The sequence below is a fragment of the Alicyclobacillus fodiniaquatilis genome, assembly GCF_042678105.1.
Lineage (GTDB): Bacteria > Bacillota > Bacilli > Alicyclobacillales > Alicyclobacillaceae > Alicyclobacillus > Alicyclobacillus fodiniaquatilis.
The window spans coordinates 125,396-146,432 of the sequence record NZ_JBHUCX010000024.1 but is presented as its reverse complement, the minus strand read 5'-3'; the positions used below and the strand labels follow the sequence as shown (position 1 = coordinate 146,432).

Genomic DNA, 21,037 nt, shown 5'->3' with positions numbered 1-21,037 from the left:
ACCACGATTTTTTCGCTCCATTATACAGTAGAGAAGATAAAATGACTATAAATAAAATTCATTTATATGAATATTTACGCAACCACCCATTCCTATCGAGAAAGAAAGCGCTCGGCAATGACGGCCACACCCAACGCGTTGTCGCGCGCATACAGTGGCGGAGCGAATTGAACGGAGACTCCGCGCACGCGCTTTTTCAGGCGTTCGACCACGCGCTGGCGAATGGTGGCATTGGCTGCGACGCCACCTGCGACGATGACATCACGTGTAGGGACAGAGGCGTTTCGCACTGCATATTCAATCGCTTTCGACACATTTTGCGCAACACACAATTCCACCGCGCGAGCAATATCCGCCGGATTCTCGCCTGCTTCAATCGCTCGTACGGCCGCGCTCAGTGGGCCCGAAAAGCTCATCTGTGCGCCGCGAACAGCGCTCGGCAACAAGAGCGCTGTTCCTTCAGCGGTAGACGCCAGCGCCTCTAACGCCGGGCCAGCTGGAAACGGCAAACCGAGTTGGACACCAACGCGATCGACAAATTGCCCTGCGTGTAAATCTAGCCCTTCGCCGACAAGTTGTATGGCATAGCCGAAATCTGTCCGTCGGGCCAGCATCACATCGGAAGTCCCGCCGGATATATGTACTGCCACGAATGGCCCCATATTGGGTCTGAGAAAGTATTCCGCCGCGGCGATGTGCCCCTCCTGATGCGACGTCCGCACAACTGGTATCCCCAGCGATTGGGCGAAGACAACCGCGTAATTGGCCCCTGCATGAAAAACGGGCATATACGAAGTTGCCTGCGGTCGAGGACGCACGGAGGCGCCGACCCCCACCCAGTCAGGGTGAATCTGTTGCTCGTGCAATTGGCACATCAAATCAGCCATCACATCTGGCAACTGTCGCACATGAAAAAAGAGCGCATCGGACTGTCGAAGTCCTCTTTGCCCCTTTGTCACAGGCAACATACATCTCGCAGAAGCCAGTAGCCGGCCAGTCCCCGCACTGACCACTGCAAGTGATGTCGTATAATTGCTGGTATCAATTCCTAAGATGCACTCCATGTTACCCTTGTGTCTTCCTGTCTGTCTGCGTTTTATCCGTATCATTTGGTCGTGCCACAGGCAACAACTTGGCCAATACACCATTGACAAATTTGCCGGATGTGTCTGTTGCAAACGATTTAGCCAAACGAACTGCTTCGTCGACAATGGTCGCCGTGGATAGGGATTCATCGTGCAACAACTCATATAGGGCCAAACGCAACACGTTTAATTCAACACGGCCAATCCGCTCCGTGGACCAACGCTCCATCACACTGGTCAACTGCTCGTCCAATTCAATCAGATGTGAACGCGTTCCTTCCACCAGCGTGCGAACATAGGCCAAGTCCGCCTCGTTGACCTGCCGTTCCTCTAGAACGTACACCAACGCATCGTGAATTTCGCCATTACTGACATCAATCTGGTACAGCGCTTGAAGCGCGCATTGTCTTGCCTCATGTCGGGTCAAACTTCAATCACTCCGTAAATCGTTCTGACAATAGTTTTTCCAGCACCTCACGCCAGGACTGATTCGCCTCAAGAACGCGGCCGACAATGTAGCCTACAGCACCAAGAACCAGCAGTAACAGCGTACGCCAGAAGCCAAAGATCATCCAAAAAAGCCAAAATGCACAGCCCACCATCAAGCCGTGATAACGGCGCGGCAAATTCACAAAGACGAGGAGTGCGCGCCGAAGCCAGCTCATGCTCCATTCCACGCTTTCCCCTGTTTTGATGCATTGGAAAGTTCGGTTACATGAACCAGTACCTGTTCAACCGTGACACCCGTCGCTTTCTCGACGTAGTCCTTGATGGACGACTGCACCTCACGGCTCATAGCAGCAATATCGACATCTGGCAAGGCTTGCATACGCGCAAGAACGACGATGCCCTCTTGCCCTTGACGGATCCTTGTGTCAAACCCCTCGGCACCTTTGATTTGGGCGCCGCGACGATTTGCCAGTTGACGGAATGTGTCATAGGAGATGCGAATATGGCCATGTTCGCCAGTCAGTGCGACAAAATCCGAAACAGGTGAGGAACGGCTGATGCGATAAAACAAAAACCGGAGGGCAATGAGCACAATGATAATGCCTGCGACAATTGCAACAATATTCGTCGGATATGTCTCAACATCGAACACATACGCAGGGCCGAATACGTTTGCGCCAATCAATGCCAAGGCAACCCCTAGACACAGACTTGCCACAGCAAGCAAGAATAGAAGAATTCGATCCAATACGCTCACATTATCCCTCCGCCAAAGGTTTCCTATCGCTTACAATTGAAGACTTTGCTCAATGTTCGCGACTTGATCCGCATCTTCCAGTTTATCCTTTTCTGACTGGAAGACAATGCCCACAACGTGGATATTGACGGAACTGACACCCAATCCCGTCATGTTTTCAATCGACTGCTTCACCCGTTCTTGAATCTGATAGCTGGTGTCCGGGATACTGACGCCAAACTTGAGCACCACTGAGATATCGATAAGACAATCGCGACTGTTCTCGGTAAACTGTACTTTGACCCCTTTGGCCAGGTTTTTCCGACCTGTCAAGGATTCTGTCAGCCCGCCAGCCAGAGAGCCGCTCATACCAGCGACCCCTTCCACCTCATTGGTTGCCAAACCGGCAATGATCTGTATTACCTCGTCTGCAATATGGACAGTCCCATGTTCGGTCAATTCATATTCCATGTCCGCCACGCGACACTCACTCCTCACCATCGTTGTCTAACATCATATGACAAGCAGTGCGAAGGATATGACTGGCTGTCCGCCGCTTGCCTTTACATTATTTGATTTTCTTCTAAAAAGCGAGTCGTTATATCCCCATTGCGGAATTTCTCGTTCTCCAACAGTGCCAAATGGAATGGAATGGTGGTTTTGACGCCATCGATGACAAACTCGTCGAGCGCCCGCAACATGCGCGCGATGGCTTGCTCCCTGTCCGGCGCCCAAACGATCAGTTTAGCGACCATCGAGTCGTAAAACGGTGAGATGCGATAGCCCGCATAACATGCCGAGTCAATCCGAACGCCGTTGCCGCTCGGCGGCAAATAGGATGTAATCGTCCCAGGTGAAGGCATAAATTGACGTTCAGGATCTTCTGCATTGATGCGGCATTCAATTGCATGGCCGCGCAAGACGATATCTTCCTGCCGAACCGAAAGTGGTTCTCCGGCAGCTGCCAATATCATTTCCCGAACCAAATCAACACTCGTAATCCATTCTGTGACCGGATGTTCAACTTGAATGCGCGTGTTCATTTCCATGAAATAAAACGCGCCGTCATCCGTGTAGATAAATTCAATTGTGCCAGCCCCGACGTAATCGACCGCCTTAGCTGCGGCGACAGCAGCTTCGCCCATACGGTTGCGCATTTCTTCACTTAGAACAGGACAAGGCGCTTCCTCAACCAATTTCTGCAGACGCCGCTGTACCGAGCAATCCCGTTCGCCAAGGTGAATCACATTGCCATGTTTATCCGCCAAGATTTGAATCTCGACGTGCCGCATGCGTTCAATGTACTTTTCGATGTATACGCCCGCGTTGCCGAAGGCTGACTCTGCTTCACGCTGGGCGGTGACGACCGCCTGACGCAAAGCAGCCTCATCGTGCACCACGCGAATGCCCTTGCCACCGCCGCCGGCCGTGGCCTTGATGATGACGGGAAAGCCAATTTTTTGTGCGATTTCGACGGCTTCATCAACACTCTCTATAAGTCCATCACTGCCTGGCACGGTGGGTACACCGGACGCTTTCATCGTCTCTTTTGCAATCGCTTTATCGCCCATTGTATCAATGGCGCGCGGGCTAGGCCCAATAAACGTGATGCCGCAAGCCTCACAAGCTTCTGCAAAATCGCTGTTCTCTGCAAGAAACCCATAACCAGGATGGACCGCATCGACATCGCGCAAGGTCGCTACAGACATGATACTGGGAATGTGCAGATAGCTTTGCTTTGCCGGAGTCGGACCAATGCAATATGCCTCATCTGCCAAACGAACATGCAACGAATCTCTGTCCGCAGAAGAATAGATGGCCACTGTTTCGATCCCCAACTCGCGACATGCGCGAATAACCCGAACAGCAATTTCGCCGCGGTTGGCAATCAATACTCGTTTAAACATCGTGCGAATCTGCTCCTTATGACAACCGGATTTTAAACAGTGGTTGACCGTACTCTACAAGTTGGCCATTTTGCGCCAAAATTTCTACGATCTCACCGTTCATTTCAGCTTCAATCTCATTCATCAGCTTCATGGCCTCCACGATGCAAACGACCGTCTTATCGTTCACCTTCGCGCCGACCTCAACAAATGAGGGCGCATCTGGAGAGGAAGCACGGTAAAAAGTTCCGACCATCGGTGATGTAATCACCTGAACGTTCTCGTCTGCTTTGCTTTCGTTCACCACAGTTGCTGGCGCAGTCGTTTGCACCGTTTCGACAGGCGTCGTTTCGGCAGATGCCTGCGACACTGCGACTTGAGGCATCTGATTTGATGTTGGCTGAATGCTCAAAACCCGTTCGGATTCCGGTTTTTTCAAATGCAGCTTCAGGCTGTCTGATTCCAAATGAATTTCAGACAGGCTCGTTTCATCAAGCAAGCGAATCAATTCTCGAATTTCACCAATTTTCAACACGCGTATGGTCACTCCTCGACAACACATCGAACAAATTGCTCGTCCTAGTATACCATATCGTTGACAACCGCTCTAGGAAGGTCGGTAGAAACGCAATCATCACAATCTTCCCACTGACAACGGCGCATATTCAGCCATTTTCAAAATGTAGATTCGGAGCGCAACCTCGTAAATTGGTGAGTAGTTGGAAATAACAGGAGACAAAAATACCCCGCATCACCTCACCTGCAGTGATTTGGGGCATTTTGCCGGTTGATCTTCCAGTCTCCAGAGGGGGCATGCGGCGCTCCCCCTCGCGCGTTATCTAGCTTACGCATGTGCCTTTACAGATATATCTAGCATCGAGATATCCAACTGTTGGCTGACAATATTCATAATCTTGATAGCGTCGTCCTTTTGCAGGCTGTTTGCTTCCACCCACACCGTGAACTTCTCCTGGTTGTTGTCGGGTACAATCACTGCGGATTTATATCCATCCGCTTTGATGGCGTCGATTGCGTAATCCATGCCGCCATCCAAGCTCTGCAGTTTCTGCAGTTGGTTTGAAGCTTTGGTAATCTGCGCGTCAGAAGCTTTGGTGTTCGTCATTTCGGCTTTCAGGTTGCTCTCTTGTTCCGAGAGCTGTTGTTCCACACTGGTCTCTGTGTTCGTAAAGAAATCACTTGCGGAGGTCGTGGTCACATCACTGCTCGTTGCCTTTGATGTCTTCGACGACGGCGCTGTATTTTTCTTTGTGTCTGACGTCGATGAATTGCTCGTGTCATTCGCTGGCGGATTGACTGCAGCCGTGGAAATCGATTGATTGTCCGCCGTAGACGACGCTGGGCTTGTCTGATTGTTCATGGTGTAGTACCCAATCAACATGAGTGACAGCACCATCATTGTCGACAGCCATACAGTTTGACGTTTTACCATATTTGGCATCCTCCTAGTTTCGCATCTAGTTTTCCTTTTGAGGCTCTACACTTATCTTATATGCAGGCACGTCCAACACATTCGTAATTGATTCAATAATTTCTGCTTTTGCTGTCGCAAAATCATCTGCATTGACCGTGACCAGCACGCCGCGAACGCTTGGTTGCTCATTGCCCACCACAAAAGGAGAGGAATCGCCCTCACCGTTATTGGCGCTGTAAACTTGATCATTCTCGGTCGTTGTCGTGGAACCGCCGCTATTGGCCGTTTTCGTAGATTGGCGATTTTGCGCAACTTTCAAGGTACCCGTAGAGTCGACAGTCACCATCACTGTAACAGCGTTGATCCCCTGAATTTGACCCAATATCTGTTCCAGTTGTTGATCATAACTTTGCTCGACAAGCGCAGCCTGAGTTGGTGTGTTGCTACTCCCATTATCACTCGTTTCGGTTGAATTGTTCTCCTGCCCCGTACCGCTTGTCATGGCCGATACCGTCGGTTTTGCTTTTTGTGGGGGGAAGAAAGAGCCAATGAGCAACAACAGCATGCCAATGGCCGCAATGGCAAGCAACCATTTGTTTTTCGCAAGCGTCTTCCAATCCATATCAACCACCTCCACCGATTTGCACCGTCACCTGACGACTGTCGACGTGCAACGTACGAGCCAACGACTGTACAATCGCTTGTGTAATAGCGTGATCACTCGTGTCAAGTTTGACTGTCACAATCATTTCATCAGGATTTTGCGCATTTTCAATTTGTAAATGCGTGACATGCGCACGTTCAGATGGCACCAGCGCAGCACTTGCGGCATCTGCGAGCAGTCGATCAGATTCGGCCGACGTTTGCGATTGCAATTGCTGACGGTACGCGGCAAACGATGTATCCTCGTTCGCAGACGTTCCCCCCAGTACGCCCGTTGAACCATTTGCACGTGTAATTTCGTTTATCGCCTGCTCCGCAACCTGTTTCGCCCAATCGCGCTGATACATTGGCGCCAGCGGCTGAATCATCGCAGCAATAATCGCAATGCCTAGGACTGCGCGAACGTATTTCTGCATCGATTTTGTCGGCAGCAACAGGTCAGCGATGACGCTGACAAGCACAATCAGGATAATGTGTTTCAACCACACGCCAATTGCAATCATGCCGTAATCACCGCCAAATTTGCCGTGACAAGCAGGATGCAGATGGCAAAGAAGAACATCAACCCTACCGCTGCAACACAGGCAAACACCAACACGAGCGTCTTGCCAAGTGTCGCAAGACAATCAATCATCGGCGTATCGCCCAAAGGTTGCATGAGGGCGGCGCTGCCACCATAAATCATCGAGACCGCCAAGATCTTCAATGCCGGGAATACTGCTATCAACGCCAGAATCACAAGCCCCGCGATGCCCACCGCATTTTTCACCAACAGTGACGCGCTCAACACGGTCTCTGCCGCGTCGGAAACCGCTTTGCCGATGACGGGAACAAACGTGGTGAACGAGAATTTCAACCCACGCAACACGACGCCATCCGCAACGCCTTTACCCGCCCCTTCAACAGTCGTGATTCCAATGAAGACAGCCAGCGAAAAACCGAGAATCGCAATGCCCACTGCGCGCAACAGCCCCGCCAATCGCGTCAACTGATAGCGAACAGATAACGTGCTCGTCAAATCCAACACCGCCGAGAAAAAAATCAGTGGGAAGACGATGACAAAGACAATGCTGCTGATAAAGTGGATGGCAAACAGCAGAACTGGCTGAAAAAAAGCAGCTGATGCAATCGCCCCCGACGCGGCAAGCAACGTGACCGTCAAGGGAATGGTAGCCAACATGAAATCGTTCATCGTCTCTATGGCATGTCTTGCTGCACCCATCGCCTCCATGAAAGAGTGCACCGCCAGCATCATAAGCACAAAGAAGACAACCATATAAGCGACTTGACTTACCGTCTGCCGTTCAAAGGCGCTCTGCATCGATTCCAATACCGCCGCCACCACGGACAGGACGAGAATGCCGCCAAGCAACTTCGCATCATCGAACAATTCCGTAAAAAAGTACTGCAATAACCCATGTGTGATGTTGGCAAACGACGGACCACCATTGCCAAGGATGGCGCGAACGAGACTTCCCCCAGACAAATCTGGCAAATATCCGCCATATTGCGCCTGTAAATCATGCCAATAATCATCAATCTTTTCGGTTGGCAGATGGTCCAATTGTGACTCCGCCGCTTTTTTAATCGCGTTTCTGGCCGCTTGTTCCATACCGCCACTGACGCCGGTTTGCTCAGCCCCCGCGCCATCCGCAAAGGCAGACGCATTGCCAGTATCATTGCTTGTCCCGTCTGTCGATGGAGCGCTGACTGGCGGTGGCGGTACACCTGATAAGGTAGAATCGGCCGATGCATGCGGCACCTGCAAAAAGCAGATGAAACATGTAAATAGGAAGATGATGGCATATCCGATGCGACGCCGCACGCCGGTGACCTCCTTCATCACGGCAACAAATGGACAAGAGATTCGACAACATCCGTAATGATGGGCATCGCCAGAACAATAATCCCAATTTTGCCAGCGAGTTCGATTTTGCCGCCAAGCGCGCTCTCGCCCGCATCTCGCGCCACCTGAGCTGCGAACTCCACAATGTAGGCAATGCCGATGATCTTTAGGACGATCGCGATAAAGCCGTGATCGAGCTTGGCCAAATTGGCTAGGTTTGATAGGCTTTGAACCACGCCGCTCATGTTGTGCACAACCATCGTCAAGAGAATCGCACCGGCTAAAATCGATACCAGCATCGCGAATTGTGGCGCCTGTTGGCGGAGCACCGAAACAAGCACAGTTGCGGTTAATCCAATGCCAACGAGCTGAAAAATGTGCACAATCTCACCTACTGAAATAAAGTCGATACCATCTATGTGCGCCATCCGCGATGCCCGATTGACTGGCATGTTCACGGTCCCTGTTGATGCCAAACAGGCGCATGAAGTTCTACTGAATCAGAAAAACACTGGTGATTTCGTGGTACAGATTGTCGACGTAGCCAATGACGATGGCGAGTACGCCGATGAATCCTGCCAGTGTCGCCCAATGTGCAAAATCCTCTTTGCCGCTTTGTTTAAGCACAGTGTGTAAAATCGCTGCGATAAATCCCACGGCGAAGATTCGAAACACGTCTCTCATCTCCGGAGACATTGTCCGCCCTCCTCGATAACCACGAGGTCACATGAATTGTGCTGTCCTACTGAAATCAAATCGTATGTTTTTTATCTGCGCCTACCCTGTAAATAAGGTCGGCACCTTTGCATGCGCCATCCGCGATGCCTCGATTGACTGGCAGTTTCATGACTCTGCTGGTACGGAACGCATCACGCATGGCGGTCTAATAAAGCAATATCACGAGCAGCACCCCTGATAAGACCCCAAGGTATTGCCACAGTCGGGCGTTTTTCATCCCTTGTTCGCGAGCGTCTTCCTCCGCTTGACGCAAGTGGTCAATCGTAAATTGAAACTGGGTATCCAGATGCGCCCTGTCGGTGGTTGCCAGTGTTTCCGCCAGCATTTGAACCAACTCACAATCGCCCGCCTTGAGCGCGCTTTCGGCCTGCAACCAGGAAAGCGCACTGCGAAACGCTTCGGATACGCCCTCGTTTTCTGCAGCCAACCTTTCACCGGCTCGCTGAAACATCACACCGCATGGCGGCGAGCAACGGGCGGCCACATGCTGCAAAGCACTCGGCAATGGCGTTGTCTGATACTCCACTTGCGCCTGCAAATGGGTCACGGCGCGGATGAGTGCACGCAACTGGCGGGTTCGATCCCGATAAGCGCCTGCCATCTTAAATCCCACCAGCGTCGTCGCCAGCACAAGCAGCATCGCACCGACCAGCTTCAGCAAAGCCAAACCAATCCTCTCCTACCCTGAAAATAATGCGGCACCCTGGTGCTGCGCCATTCGCGATGCCTTGATTGGACTGGCGTTTTCATCATTCTGCTGATGTGGAATGCATCACGCATGGCAGTCTATAAAAGTGCTCGCCCACCCTCATCCAAAATGGCCTCGATTGTCCCTGGACCTCGTCGTCGGCTGAGGATGACATAGCGCGAAAAGGCGCGCGCTGCGAACAAGGCATCCATATGCGGCCGCTTGCGCCAATCCTCGATAGAGAGCGCGTGCGCGCTGGTGATGACTGCCACCCCCGCATGCGTGGCTTCCATAATGGCCACTGCGTCATCTTCTCGCCCAATCTCATCTGTCACGATGACATCCGGCGATAAACTGCGAATGGCCATCAACATCCCCTCTGCTTTCGGGCAGGCATCCAAGACGTCTGTACGTGGCCCCACGACAAACTGCGGGATCCCTTCCACGGCGCCGGCAATCTCAGAACGTTCATCGACGATGGCCACTTTGACGGGCAGGTCGCGGCGCGTGAGCAAATTTTCGCTCCACTGGCGGGCGATGTCGCGCAACAGCGTGGTTTTCCCACACTGAGGCGGTGACAAAATCAACACGTTCTGTGGTTGGCCGTCTGTCTTGCGGTAAAGATAAGGCCGCAAGTTGTTTGCCACGCCAGGGAATGCCCGCGCGATGCGGATGTTCAACGATGAAATCGCGCGAATGGACTTCACTTGACTCCGCCCATCCACCACGACGCGCCCTGCCACTCCCACCCGATGCCCGCCAGGAATCGTGATAAAGCCGCGACGCAACTCTTCTTCCACCGCGTAAAGTGAATGCTGCGAGACGTTCTGCACAGTTTGAGTCAAAACATCGTGCGTGGTGATGAACCCATCTGCTGCGTGCTGTGTAATCCCATCTTTTTTGTGTAAAAAGCAGCTTCCATGTTGCCCGCAAAGTTCCAATGGCTGTCCCACGCGCAAACGAAGTTCCTCGGTCCCTCGCAACAAGGTCGGATCAAGTGTCAACAAACGTTTTTGAACCTCTTGAGGCAAAATCCCCATAGCGGGCCATCCCTGTGTTGGTGGATGCATCTGTGTGCGAGTTGTTGTCACAGTGTTTGTCCACCTCCAAGGTCGTTCAACTGTACTGGCCGGATCGACATGTTTACTGGTTTAGGAAACAAAACAGCGTGTTATAGTCCATGTATATGGACAACCAGAAGCGCGTATGCGAAGTTTGCACGCTTTCGAAACGGAACGTTTTACTGTCCTACTGCATTCACTGAGTGAGGATCTTGCATGAGGAGGGTCGACAAATGGATATATCGATAATGATCCGATGGATTGTCGTGTTCCTCGTGATTTTTGTGTTACTGATGGCATTGGTGTTTAGCTTCATCCGCAAAAAATCATAAAAACCACGCTGGGACAAATCGCGACGCGAGGTGGCATTCTAAGAACGAGACGCATATAGAATCAGGCCAACGCCAATGAGCAGCAGCACAATGCGACGAATGTTCACCGCCTCGCTCGCAATCCCGACAACGCCAAAAGCGGTCACGCCCACAAGGACAAACGGCCCGACCAGGGCGAGTATGCCATTGACTTGCAGTGCACGTTCGGAAGTTCCGAAATACAGCATCAAGAGCCCACCCGTCAATTCGCACAATCCGGACAGGAACCTAAGCGAAGACATGGCGTAAACCCACTTATCAACGACATGAAACATGATTCGCTTCCTCCTACCCCGAAAAGAATACGGTACCTTTGCGCACGCCATCCGCAATGCTTCGATTAACTGGCATTTTCTTGATTCTGCTGGTTTGGGATGCATCACGCATGGCGGTCTAACGCGTGCTGTCTCGCTAGTTGAATATGCGAAAGGAAGACAAGCCAGAACCCGATTCTGCATATCAGGCTGTTTTATCTTAGTGCTGCGACATTTGCGCTGCCTTGATTGACGGGTATTTTCTTGATTTTTGCTGTGGGGCGCATTAGGCACGGTGAGCTTAGTGGGAAAATGTGCGGAAAAACGTAAAATCGCGCGCCAAGCAAGGATACTTGGCACGCGATTTTCACGAACATCTATAAGTGATGGTTTACGCGCGGGAGACGTACGCGCCAGAACGCGTATCAATCACCAATTTATCACCGATATTGATGAAAAATGGCACTTGCAATGTATAGCCGGTTTCCACCGTAGCTGGTTTGCTGCCGCCTGTCGCGGTATCGCCGCGAATCCCCGGCTCGGTTTCCGTGACTTCCAGCGTAACGCTGTTTGGCAAGTCGATCCCGATGGTTTGACCTTGGTACATGACGATATAGCAATTCATATTCTCTTTCAAGAAGTTGAGCTCATATTCCAGTTGGGCGCGCCCAATGGTAATTTGCTCATATGTCTCGGTGTCCATGAAGGTGAACATGTCGCCATCGTTGTACAAATATTGCATTTCACGCGTTTCAATGCGTGCGCGTGCCACTTTTTCGCCGGCGCGGAACGTCTGCTCTTTCACTGCGCCTGTTTTGACATTTTTCAACTTGGTGCGGACAAATGCAGCACCCTTGCCAGGCTTGACGTGCATAAATTCGATGACACGGAAAATGGAGCCATCATATTCAATGGTTGTACCTGTGCGAAAATCGTTGCTTGAGATCAATATCTGGTCCCTCCACAATCTGAATTGAACAATTTATATTTTCCACACGAACGCGCTTAGTCAATCCGTAAGACTGCGCTGCTGCTGCCAGCGTTGGCACAATGCCTCCGCCGCATATCGATAGCCATCGGTCCCCAAGCCGACGACTTGTCCCAAGACGACGTCCGACAGTACAAGCTGGTGACGAAATGACTCTCGTTTATGCACATTGGAAATGTGTACTTCAACAGTAGGCCTATCGATGTCTTCTAAGCAATCGCGCAGTGCGTAACTATAATGACCAAATGCGCCGGGATTGATGAGAATCCCCACCGCTTCTGGACCATGTTGTTGCAAAAAGTCGATGAGTGCGCCTTCGTGGTTTGACTGTACATCGCGTACATCAAGGCCGTATGCATCAGCCACCGTCTGAACCATGGCAATGACATCTGGCAGCGTTCGTCGGCCGTATGTGTCTGGCTTGCGAACACCTAGACGATTCAAATTTGGTCCATGCACGACAATCAGATATGGCTTTGCCATCCGTACGCCTCCTTGCTCAATCCGAAAAGACCGCCAAAACCTGACTTATTGTACCATAGGTGCGTTCAGCTTGCTATACTAGGAATGTAAAGCAAAGGAGGTCTCGGTATGGATATCTGGCTCATCCGCCACGGCGAGACGGATTGGAACATACAAAAACGTGTGCAAGGATGGACGGACGTACCGCTCAATGCGACAGGCCACAAACAAGCAGAACTGCTTGCTGCAAGTTTAGAGGGTATCCCATTCAAACATATCTATTCAAGTGATTTAATCCGCGCACACGATACGGCAAAAGCCATCGCACGCCGCACGGGCGCCGCAATCACGACGACCAAAGCGCTCAGAGAACAGTATTTTGGTCAAGGTGAAGGTCTGTTGGCCAGTGAAAAGGAGCGTCGTTTTCCCAACGGCGCGCCTGACGAGGAAAGCAGACAAATGCTTGAAGCGCGGATTGGACAATTTCTCCAACAAGTTGCAAAGGCCCATCGAACAGGCCGCATCATCCTCGCAGCACACGGACGCGTCATTGGCGCAGCGCTGACGTGGCTTGGCCACAAGCGGGTCATCATGAACAATACGAGCATCACGCGACTTCGTGTGGCAGACGGCGAATTTCAAATCATCGCCGTCAACACCACACCGCACTTGGATACAATCAACACCGATACACCCGGAGATGAACCGTTACCGGCTGCAAAAATGTCGTAAAATTGGCGTCCTGGCCGCACTCACCTCGTCTAATCGACTGACGATGGTGTTGTGCGGTGCCGCCAATACATACGCTGGCTGCTCCGCAGCTTCCCGCGCAACCTGCCGCATGATGGAAACAAATTGGTCTAGCGTCTCCTTGCTTTCACACTCGGTTGGCTCAATCATCAAGCACTCTTCGACAATCAGCGGAAAATAAATGGTCGGCGGATGAATCCCGAAATCGAGCAAGCGTTTGGCGATGTCCAATGTCCGCACACCATTGGCCTTCTGGCGATTGCCTGACAGCACGAATTCGTGTTTACAAGGCCCAGCAAATGGCGCATCATAGTCCTCTTTCAGCTGGGACAAGAGATAATTTGCGGCCAACACAGCCGATTCCGACACTTGTTTCAGCCCGTCCGGCCCCATCGTGCGAATGTAGGTGTACGCGCGAACAAGAATGCCGAAGTTGCCGTAAAATCCCTTGACCTTCCCAATCGACAGCGGCCTGTCCCAATTGAATTCAAATCGCCCTTGACGCGCTTGAATGGTCGGTTTGGGCAGATAGGGTTCCAAAAACGATTTGACGCCAACGGGGCCTGCGCCAGGGCCGCCGCCGCCATGCGGTGTCGAAAACGTCTTGTGCAAATTCAAGTGAACGACATCAAAGCCCATATCTCCCGGACGGGCGTAGCCTAAAATGGCATTCATGTTCGCCCCGTCGTAATACAGCAAACCGCCTGCCTCGTGCACAATGCGCGCAATCTCCACAATTTGCGATTCAAATAAGCCAAGCGTGCTTGGATTGGTGAGCATCAGCGCCGCTGTATCCTCGCCTACAGCTTGCTGCAGCGCTGCCAAATCAACACTGCCATCGGAGTTCGAAGGAATGGTCACTGTCTCCAACCCAGCCATGCTCACACTGGCCGGATTGGTTCCATGCGCGGAGTCCGGCACAATCACTTTTGTCCGCTTCGGCTCGCCCTTTTGCACGTGATACTGACGAATCATCATCAGACCCGTCCACTCGCCCTGCGCACCCGCAGCCGGTTGCAGGCTGACATGGTCCATACCCGTGATCGCAGCGAGATCGAGCTGTAATTGATAGAGAAGCTCAAGGGCGCCTTGAACGGTTTCTTCCGGTTGCAGCGGATGAATTTTGGCGAACCCATCCAGTCTAGCCGCGCGCTCGTTGCGTTTCGGATTGTACTTCATCGTGCATGAACCAAGCGGATAAAATCCCGAATCGACACCGTGGTTCTTTTGGGACAATGCTGTGAAATGGCGAACCAAATCCAGCTCGCTCACTTCCGGCAAAAGCGCTGCATCTGTCCGAATCAGCCCGGCCAACTCTCCCATATCCGCTTCAGGAACATCCAAATCTGGCAGGCTGTACGCCCTTCGGCCCGGCTGACTGATCTCAAATATGAGCTTTTCTTCGCCTTCGCGTTGAATGGTCATGCAAGCACCTCCCGTAAAGCCTCTACCATCGCGTCCATTTCGTCTTTCGTGCGCACTTCCGTCGCATTCAACAGGACAGCATCCCCCAGTTGCGGATGACTTTTTCCTAAGTCATAGCCAAAAAGAAAGCCCTGGTCGAGCAGCCGTTTTTGCACACTGGCCACAGGTTGCGGCAAGCGGATGACAAACTCGTTGAAGAATGGCGACGTGAACAACGCTTCGACACCTGGCAGTTGGACAAGGGATTGCTTGAGGTAATGTGCCTTGTGATAGTTCTGCAAGGCCAGTTCGCGCATCCCCTGTTTTCCCATATAGGCAAGAAATACAGTCGCCGCGATGGCGCACAACGACTGATTTGAACAGATGTTCGACGTCGCTTTTTCACGCCGAATATGCTGCTCGCGCGCCTGCAAAGTCAAAACAAAACCGCGTCGACCCTGCTGATCTTTTGTCTGGCCGACAATCCGCCCCGGCAGCTTGCGCATCAACGCTTGTTTCGCTGCCATGATGCCGAGATATGGTCCGCCATAAGCGATGGCGTTGCCCAGCGACTGCCCTTCCGCGACAACAATGTCCGCGCCAAGCTGCCCCGGCGCTTCAAGCAGGCCCAAGGCAATCGGATAGGTGTTGACGATCAACAGCGCACCTGCTGCATGAGCCGCTTCCGCGATTTGCCTGACGTCTTCCACGGCGCCAAAGAAATTCGGGTACTGGATGAGCACGCCCGCGATGCTGTCATTCAATTGCGCCGTCAAGGCGTTCATATCAAGACAGCCATTTTTTTGCTCGATATAGCCAATTTCCACACCCTGCCCAGCGGCATACGTCTCCAAAACCGCGCAGTATTCGGGATGAACGCTGTCCGCGACGAGCAGCCGATTGCGCCTTGTGTGCGCACAGGCGACCAAACCTGCTTCGCCAAAGGCAGTTGGCCCGTCGTACATGCTGGCATTCGCCAAATCCATGCCCGTCAATTCGGCAATCATCGATTGATATTCAAATGTTGCCTGCAACAACCCCTGGCTCATTTCAGGTTGGTAAGGGGTATAGGATGTATAAAACTCCGAGCGACTGATGATGGCATCGACCACGCTCGGTTGATAGTGTTCATAGGCGCCAGCCCCCAAAAAACCAATGACTTTGCCCAGGTGCTGATTTTTATCTGCTAACCTTTGCAAATGGCGCATCAAATCTAACTCGGACATCGCTTTTTGCAGCGGCAAACCGCCCTGTAATCTGATCTCCTCCGGAATGTCCGCAAAGAGCGTTTCGACACGTTCAATGCCCAGCGTTTCCAGCATGGCTTTTCGATCCGCCGCTGTATGTGGGATATAGCCAAATTCGTTCAACAACGATTGCCCCTTTCGTAGACATCAGACCTCATGACTGATGACGCTTGTAAAACGGTGTCGGTATGACGTGCGCCGGATGGCGCTTCCCACGGATGTCAATTTCTAGTTGCTGTCCAACCTCTGCCCGCGTTGCGTCAATCAGCGCCAACCCCAGCGGAAACTGCAAGGTTGGCGAGAGTGTGCCGGACGTCACCGTCCCGACGACGTCGTCACCTACAAGCACTTCGTAGCCGTGCCGGGCAATCGCTTTATCATCCATGCGAAAACCAACCAGTTTGCGCTTGACGCCCTGCTCTTTTTGCGCCGCCAGCGCATCGCGGCCGATAAAATCGCCTTTTTTCAACTTGACAAACATACCAAGTCCCGCTTCGTACGGCGTCACATCGCGAGACAACTCGTTGCCGTAGAGCGCCAACTTTGCCTCTAAGCGCAGCGTGTCCCGTGCGCCAAGCCCGCAAGGGGTAACGCCGGCATCGAGCAGCAATTTGAAAATATGTGCCGCATCTGCCGCCGATACGTACAGTTCAAACCCATCCTCCCCGGTATACCCTGTACGAGAGATGAGCGCCTTCTTTTGCGAAACCTGGCTAATGGAAAAAGAGAAAGGTTTCAATTCGTCCAACGGCAACGGTGTAAACGCCTGTAAGACGCGTGTTGCATCTGGCCCCTGCAGCGCAATCAGTGCAACCTCTGCTGAGATGTCCGACAGCTTTACGTCAAAATGTCCTTGATGTTCTGCAATCCACTCGTAGTCCGCTTGAATGTTGCCCGCATTGACGACCAACATGAACCGATGGGGCTCCAACTTGTATACGAGTAAATCATCCAACGTCTTTCCATGCTCATCTGTCATCAGGGTGTACAAAGCTCGGCCGTCAGAGAGACGTGTGACGTCATTGGTCACCATATGTTGGATGAATGCCTCTGCATCGGGGCCTTCCACCAGAAACTCCCCCATATGAGACACATCAAAAACACCCACATTTTTCCGTACAGCATGATGTTCGTGCACGATACCTTGGTATTGTACGGGCATTTCCCAGCCATGAAAGTCAATGACTTTCGCTTGGCTCGAAACATGTACATCGTACAACGGAGTGCGCTTTGCAGCCACGAATTCTCCCTCTTTTCAACATAACTTCGTCGACTTTTTTCGACACAATGAAAAAAAGCAGTCCACTTGTCACATACTACATAGGTAATGTGAGAGAAACAAGCATGTCGGAGGAAACTAAGTGGACAGCCAAATCATAAGTCGCCATCATTTTAACACAAACATCACCCCATCAAGCGAGATGCTTGCCGTACCTGACATCGCTTGGAGCGGTGAGGAGATACCAGCGGCAATTGAGTCATTTGTAGTAGAAAGTGCAAATAAGCAAACAGACGTCGACAGCCGTCAGTGGGATCTATTTCGTTTGGCGGCGACAGCGGCACAATCGCGCATGGCGCCAACGTTTGAATCCCTGCTCGTGATGGATCACATTCATGGCTTTACCCCCTTGCCACACCAGATTGAGACCGCAAAACGCGTGCTACAGGAATTGCGCGGACGCGCGATCCTCGCCGATGAAGTCGGACTTGGCAAGACGATTGAAGCTGGTCTCATTCTCAAGGAGTATTTGCTGCGTGGCCTTGTGCGCAAAGCGCTCATTCTCGTACCTGCGTCGCTTGTATTGCAATGGACACGGGAATTGAACGAAAAATTTCGCATCCAGGCAACACCTCAACGCAATGTCTGGACATGGGAGCAGTACGAGTTGGTCGTCGCCTCCTTGGACACGGCAAAGCGCGAACCCCATCGCGAAGCCGTGCTTGCCCAACCGTGGGATCTCGTCATTGTAGACGAAGCCCACAAACTCAAAAATCAGCGAACGAAAAATTGGCAAATGGTGAATCAAATTCCCAATAAATATTTGCTGCTGCTTACCGCAACACCAATGCAAAACCAGTTAAAAGAACTGCATACTTTGGTCACACTGCTCAAACCCGGTCATTTGGGGAGTATGTCGGAGTTCTCTTCCAAACACATGGCGACCAGGCGAACACCGCGTGACGCGGATCGATTGCGGGAGACGATGGGTGACGTGATGATTCGCAACCGACGCAAAGACGGTGGCACCACGCTGCCGCCACGCAGTGTGCAAGTGGTCTCTTTAGAACTGAGTGACGCCGAACGCGTGTTTTATGAAGAAGTGCAGACACTGCTGAAAAAAGAATATGATTTGCGCAAATCAACCAGAAGTTCGATGTTGCCCTTGCTGACATTACAGCGAGAAATATGCAGTTCTCCCTACGCCGCCTTGATCTCACTCGAAAAAATGCAAAAAAAGGCGTCGAGCGAACAAGCAAAAATTCATTTAAGCGAATTGATTGAGCTCGGCAGCCAGATTTCCAGCTACACCAAAGTCAACAAGGTGATTGAACTGGTCCAGCAAATTGACGACAAGTGCATCATTTTTACGGAATATCGAGCGACACAAGATTTTATTTTGTACTTGCTCAAGAAAAACGGCATTTCAGCTGTCCCGTTCCGCGGCGGCTTTAAACGCGGGAAAAAAGATTGGATGAAAGATTTGTTCGAGAAAAAAGTCAAAATCCTGGTGGCGACCGAGTCAGGCGGAGAGGGAATCAACTTGCAATTTTGTAGTCACATGATCAACTTCGACCTGCCGTGGAACCCCATGCGCCTTGAACAGCGCATCGGCCGCATTCATCGCCTGGGTCAAACAAAAAATTGCCATATTCACAATCTCGCGACAAAAAACACCATTGAAGAACATATTGTCGCGCTGTTGCACGAAAAGATTCGCATGTTTGAAATGGTCATCGGCGAGTTGGACTATATTGTCAGCGAACAGCAATTTGCCGATTGGGAAAAGAACTTGTTCGAAGTTGCCATGACAAGCAAAAATAAAACGGATTTAGCGGCGCGGATCGAACAGATAGGCGAAGCGTGGCGTCCGAGCGACCAGAAAGCGCGAGGTGTAGACAAATGAAACAGATTCCACTGCGCACAGCAGATGAATGTTTCGCGTTTTGCGACACGTATTTTCAGGCCGTCGGCGCAAAAGCGCGTCAGCACAGCGATATGTACCAAGAATACGTGCTGCCGCTGGATATCGATAAAGAACTGACCGACAGGCCGTTCTACTGGATGTGGGTTGAGAAAACCAATCAAACCGTCGAACCGACGACACTGCGCTTGGCCTTTACCGACGCGGCGAAAATGCGCGAAGACGAGCGGATGATGCGCGAACACCAATTGGAATTGGAAAACCATCCACCACAATCCCCCTATGAGCGGATGTTCAAGCGCGCGCCGCAGGCAGAACTCGTCAACCTCGGTTCGTTTCGCTTAAATAAGATCTGTGAAAGCGCGATGACCCGCGGTCAATTCGCCTGCGTCAAACCAGCGCACGCCAGCCCACTGACCCAAACGATTCCCTGGCTGATGCTCAACGGCATGATTCAATATGTCACAGATTCCATGCAGGAAGAATGGTTCTCTGTGGGTGTCTGCCTGCTCAATCGACAAACGTTGTGGAATTTTTACGATCACGTCCAGCACATCGAAATGAACAGTTGCACCCCAAAGCCCTTGCTTGACCAGGCTTCGATCTCGCCCGCAGACGCGACGCGCATCGCCAAACAGGCGGTGGAGCATCGACTACAACTGCGTGAGCACACATGGGCGCAGGATGCACAGACCAAATTAGTCGATGACTTGGCACAGCTCGACACGTATTACACGAGTATCCTGCCGGATCATCCGTCAGAAGAACAAGCGCTGATTCGCGCTGAACACGCGCGCAAACGGGACGAACTGATTGCCAAAAGCAACCCCCACATCAATATCGAGTGGACACAGATGGCGCTCGTCGGCCTCTCTTTACGCAACCATCAGGTCAGTGACTGAAGATTTTTTTGCCGTGCGTCAGGGCCGTCCAACCTCGCCATTTTGCACATTTTCATAATGCGCGAGCGCAGCGGATCAACCGTATCATTCACGTCGTCGCCGCCTCTGCGATACGCCTGCGGCGGCGCATAATTGCTCGTAAACCATGTGGGCAATTTTGCATGAAACCGATGGTTGACAATGCGGAACAGCTTCTCCATCGTAAAATCGTTCGCTCGCTCTTGGGCGAACTCGTCCAAGCCGAGGACAGGCACTGTTGACAAGGTTTCCAGGAACGGTTCGAGATCCTGATTGTCAGCAATCAAATGGCGCATTCGATCAAACAAAGAATCTGACCGCACCACAAGGCAAGGTATATTGCGAGCGCGCAACTGATTGAACACGGCAAACATCAGGTGTGTCTTTCCCACGCCCGGGGGTCCAAAGAGATATACGCCTGCGCGAATTTGCTCGGCTGCTTCATTGGGATCATACTGGCGTGCAAAAGTTGTTGCGTAACGCATCAAATCCGGGTATTTTTTCATCTGTTCGGCTGGATAATTTTGAAACCGAAAATCTTCATCCAGTTCCATCATGCCTGCCAACGACACAAAGCGTTCGACACGTCGTTTGGCCATCGCTTCTCGATATGGCTGACAGCGCTGGACACTGACAGCAAGCTGATTCTTATAGGGTTCCAGCACTTGCGTAAACCCCTGCATATCATCCGCTTTACCACACTTTGCGAATCCTTGGCAGGCAGCGCAAATTGCATCTTGACGCAAATACTCCAACAGTGTCGCGCGATAACGAACAATAAACGCGTCAGAAATTTCATAGCGGTTCAACTCTGGGATCCGCTTGCGAAAATAGGCAGCATCATAGCCTCGATCACGGCCCGCAAACGCCTTTGGTATGACATTCTGAATATGCTGCATCAGGGGTCACCTTT

General features: G+C 51.7%; 25 protein-coding genes. 3 read left to right on the top strand and 22 right to left on the bottom strand.

The window, feature by feature from the left end:
* Nucleotides 1–92: 92 nt before the first annotated feature.
* From ACFSB2_RS10060 to ACFSB2_RS09975, 18 genes are all read right to left on the bottom strand, one after another.
* Nucleotides 93–1,064 (bottom strand): Kae1-like domain-containing protein, encoded by a 972-nt coding sequence (locus tag ACFSB2_RS10060; protein ID WP_377942905.1) that lies wholly within the window; start codon nt 1,062–1,064, stop codon nt 93–95.
* A gap of 1 nt (nt 1,065) precedes the next feature.
* Complete coding sequence (gene nusB, locus ACFSB2_RS10055; protein WP_377942904.1) at nt 1,066–1,512, bottom strand: transcription antitermination factor NusB; 447 nt, start codon at nt 1,510–1,512, stop codon at nt 1,066–1,068.
* Nucleotides 1,513–1,519: 7 nt separating this feature from the next.
* Nucleotides 1,520–1,750, bottom strand: a complete 231-nt coding sequence (locus ACFSB2_RS10050) for a DUF2273 domain-containing protein (RefSeq protein ID WP_377942903.1) — start codon at nt 1,748–1,750, stop codon at nt 1,520–1,522.
* The gene (gene amaP / locus ACFSB2_RS10045; protein WP_377942902.1) at nt 1,747–2,292 is read right to left on the bottom strand and encodes an alkaline shock response membrane anchor protein AmaP; all 546 of its coding nucleotides are present in this window, start codon (nt 2,290–2,292) and stop codon (nt 1,747–1,749) included. The genes ACFSB2_RS10050 and amaP overlap by 4 nt, the downstream gene beginning before the upstream one ends.
* Nucleotides 2,293–2,322: 30 nt before the next feature.
* On the bottom strand, nt 2,323–2,742 hold the full coding sequence (locus tag ACFSB2_RS10040) for an Asp23/Gls24 family envelope stress response protein (RefSeq protein WP_377942997.1): 420 nt from the start codon (nt 2,740–2,742) through the stop codon (nt 2,323–2,325).
* Nucleotides 2,743–2,834: 92 nt separating this feature from the next.
* Complete coding sequence (gene accC, locus ACFSB2_RS10035) at nt 2,835–4,178, bottom strand: acetyl-CoA carboxylase biotin carboxylase subunit (protein ID WP_377942901.1); 1,344 nt, start codon at nt 4,176–4,178, stop codon at nt 2,835–2,837.
* Between the two features lie 16 nt (nt 4,179–4,194).
* Entirely contained in the window at nt 4,195–4,692 is a 498-nt protein-coding gene (gene accB / locus ACFSB2_RS10030) for an acetyl-CoA carboxylase biotin carboxyl carrier protein (RefSeq protein ID WP_377942900.1), read from the bottom strand.
* A gap of 309 nt (nt 4,693–5,001) precedes the next feature.
* On the bottom strand, nt 5,002–5,607 hold the full coding sequence (locus tag ACFSB2_RS10025) for a SpoIIIAH-like family protein (protein ID WP_377942899.1): 606 nt from the start codon (nt 5,605–5,607) through the stop codon (nt 5,002–5,004).
* A 25-nt stretch (nt 5,608–5,632) separates the two neighbouring features.
* The gene (locus tag ACFSB2_RS10020) at nt 5,633–6,211 is read right to left on the bottom strand and encodes a hypothetical protein (RefSeq protein ID WP_377942898.1); all 579 of its coding nucleotides are present in this window, start codon (nt 6,209–6,211) and stop codon (nt 5,633–5,635) included.
* A gap of 1 nt (nt 6,212) precedes the next feature.
* Nucleotides 6,213–6,755, bottom strand: a complete 543-nt coding sequence (locus ACFSB2_RS10015) for a stage III sporulation protein AF (RefSeq protein ID WP_377942897.1) — start codon at nt 6,753–6,755, stop codon at nt 6,213–6,215.
* Complete coding sequence (gene spoIIIAE / locus ACFSB2_RS10010; protein ID WP_377942896.1) at nt 6,752–8,077, bottom strand: stage III sporulation protein AE; 1,326 nt, start codon at nt 8,075–8,077, stop codon at nt 6,752–6,754. Before spoIIIAE ends, ACFSB2_RS10015 begins: the two co-directional genes overlap by 4 nt.
* Nucleotides 8,078–8,094: 17 nt before the next feature.
* Nucleotides 8,095–8,550, bottom strand: coding sequence for a stage III sporulation protein AD (gene spoIIIAD / locus ACFSB2_RS10005; RefSeq protein WP_377942895.1), 456 nt, complete (start codon nt 8,548–8,550; stop codon nt 8,095–8,097).
* Between the two features lie 40 nt (nt 8,551–8,590).
* Nucleotides 8,591–8,794: a stage III sporulation protein AC gene (gene spoIIIAC / locus ACFSB2_RS10000; protein WP_377942894.1), complete on the bottom strand. Its 204-nt coding sequence runs from the start codon at nt 8,792–8,794 to the stop codon at nt 8,591–8,593.
* Nucleotides 8,795–8,981: 187 nt separating this feature from the next.
* The gene (gene spoIIIAB, locus ACFSB2_RS09995; protein WP_377942893.1) at nt 8,982–9,503 is read right to left on the bottom strand and encodes a stage III sporulation protein SpoIIIAB; all 522 of its coding nucleotides are present in this window, start codon (nt 9,501–9,503) and stop codon (nt 8,982–8,984) included.
* A gap of 119 nt (nt 9,504–9,622) precedes the next feature.
* Complete coding sequence (spoIIIAA, locus tag ACFSB2_RS09990) at nt 9,623–10,564, bottom strand: stage III sporulation protein AA (protein ID WP_377942892.1); 942 nt, start codon at nt 10,562–10,564, stop codon at nt 9,623–9,625.
* Between the two features lie 391 nt (nt 10,565–10,955).
* Nucleotides 10,956–11,231, bottom strand: a complete 276-nt coding sequence (locus ACFSB2_RS09985; protein ID WP_377942891.1) for a DUF2619 domain-containing protein — start codon at nt 11,229–11,231, stop codon at nt 10,956–10,958.
* Nucleotides 11,232–11,601: 370 nt separating this feature from the next.
* Nucleotides 11,602–12,159 carry an elongation factor P gene (efp, locus tag ACFSB2_RS09980; protein ID WP_377942890.1) on the bottom strand — a complete coding sequence of 186 codons (558 nt, stop codon included), beginning with the start codon at nt 12,157–12,159 and terminating at the stop codon, nt 11,602–11,604.
* Nucleotides 12,160–12,219: 60 nt separating this feature from the next.
* On the bottom strand, nt 12,220–12,681 hold the full coding sequence (locus ACFSB2_RS09975; protein ID WP_377942889.1) for a type II 3-dehydroquinate dehydratase: 462 nt from the start codon (nt 12,679–12,681) through the stop codon (nt 12,220–12,222).
* Nucleotides 12,682–12,789: 108 nt separating this feature from the next.
* Between ACFSB2_RS09975 and ACFSB2_RS09970 the strand changes: the two genes are divergently transcribed.
* On the top strand, nt 12,790–13,392 hold the full coding sequence (locus tag ACFSB2_RS09970; protein ID WP_377942888.1) for a histidine phosphatase family protein: 603 nt from the start codon (nt 12,790–12,792) through the stop codon (nt 13,390–13,392).
* Here the strand turns inward: ACFSB2_RS09970 and gcvPB are convergent.
* The 3 genes from gcvPB to gcvT are packed head-to-tail and all read right to left on the bottom strand — an operon-like array spanning nt 13,369 to nt 17,301.
* Nucleotides 13,369–14,835 carry an aminomethyl-transferring glycine dehydrogenase subunit GcvPB gene (gcvPB, locus tag ACFSB2_RS09965; RefSeq protein ID WP_377942887.1) on the bottom strand — a complete coding sequence of 489 codons (1,467 nt, stop codon included), beginning with the start codon at nt 14,833–14,835 and terminating at the stop codon, nt 13,369–13,371. The genes ACFSB2_RS09970 and gcvPB overlap by 24 nt on opposite strands.
* On the bottom strand, nt 14,832–16,184 hold the full coding sequence (gene gcvPA, locus ACFSB2_RS09960; protein ID WP_377942886.1) for an aminomethyl-transferring glycine dehydrogenase subunit GcvPA: 1,353 nt from the start codon (nt 16,182–16,184) through the stop codon (nt 14,832–14,834). Before gcvPA ends, gcvPB begins: the two co-directional genes overlap by 4 nt.
* Before the next feature lie 31 nt (nt 16,185–16,215).
* On the bottom strand, nt 16,216–17,301 hold the full coding sequence (gene gcvT, locus ACFSB2_RS09955) for a glycine cleavage system aminomethyltransferase GcvT (protein WP_377942885.1): 1,086 nt from the start codon (nt 17,299–17,301) through the stop codon (nt 16,216–16,218).
* Nucleotides 17,302–17,482: 181 nt separating this feature from the next.
* Between gcvT and ACFSB2_RS09950 the strand changes: the two genes are divergently transcribed.
* Both ACFSB2_RS09950 and ACFSB2_RS09945 read left to right on the top strand, forming a co-directional pair.
* Nucleotides 17,483–19,186, top strand: a complete 1,704-nt coding sequence (locus ACFSB2_RS09950) for a DEAD/DEAH box helicase (RefSeq protein ID WP_417281886.1) — start codon at nt 17,483–17,485, stop codon at nt 19,184–19,186.
* Entirely contained in the window at nt 19,183–20,106 is a 924-nt protein-coding gene (locus tag ACFSB2_RS09945; protein ID WP_377942883.1) for a YqhG family protein, read from the top strand. The genes ACFSB2_RS09950 and ACFSB2_RS09945 overlap by 4 nt, the downstream gene beginning before the upstream one ends.
* Here the strand turns inward: ACFSB2_RS09945 and zapE are convergent.
* Nucleotides 20,091–21,023 carry an AFG1/ZapE family ATPase gene (gene zapE / locus ACFSB2_RS09940; RefSeq protein ID WP_377942882.1) on the bottom strand — a complete coding sequence of 311 codons (933 nt, stop codon included), beginning with the start codon at nt 21,021–21,023 and terminating at the stop codon, nt 20,091–20,093. The two genes, ACFSB2_RS09945 and zapE, sit on opposite strands and share 16 nt — an antisense overlap.
* Between the last annotated feature and the right edge of the window lie 14 nt (nt 21,024–21,037).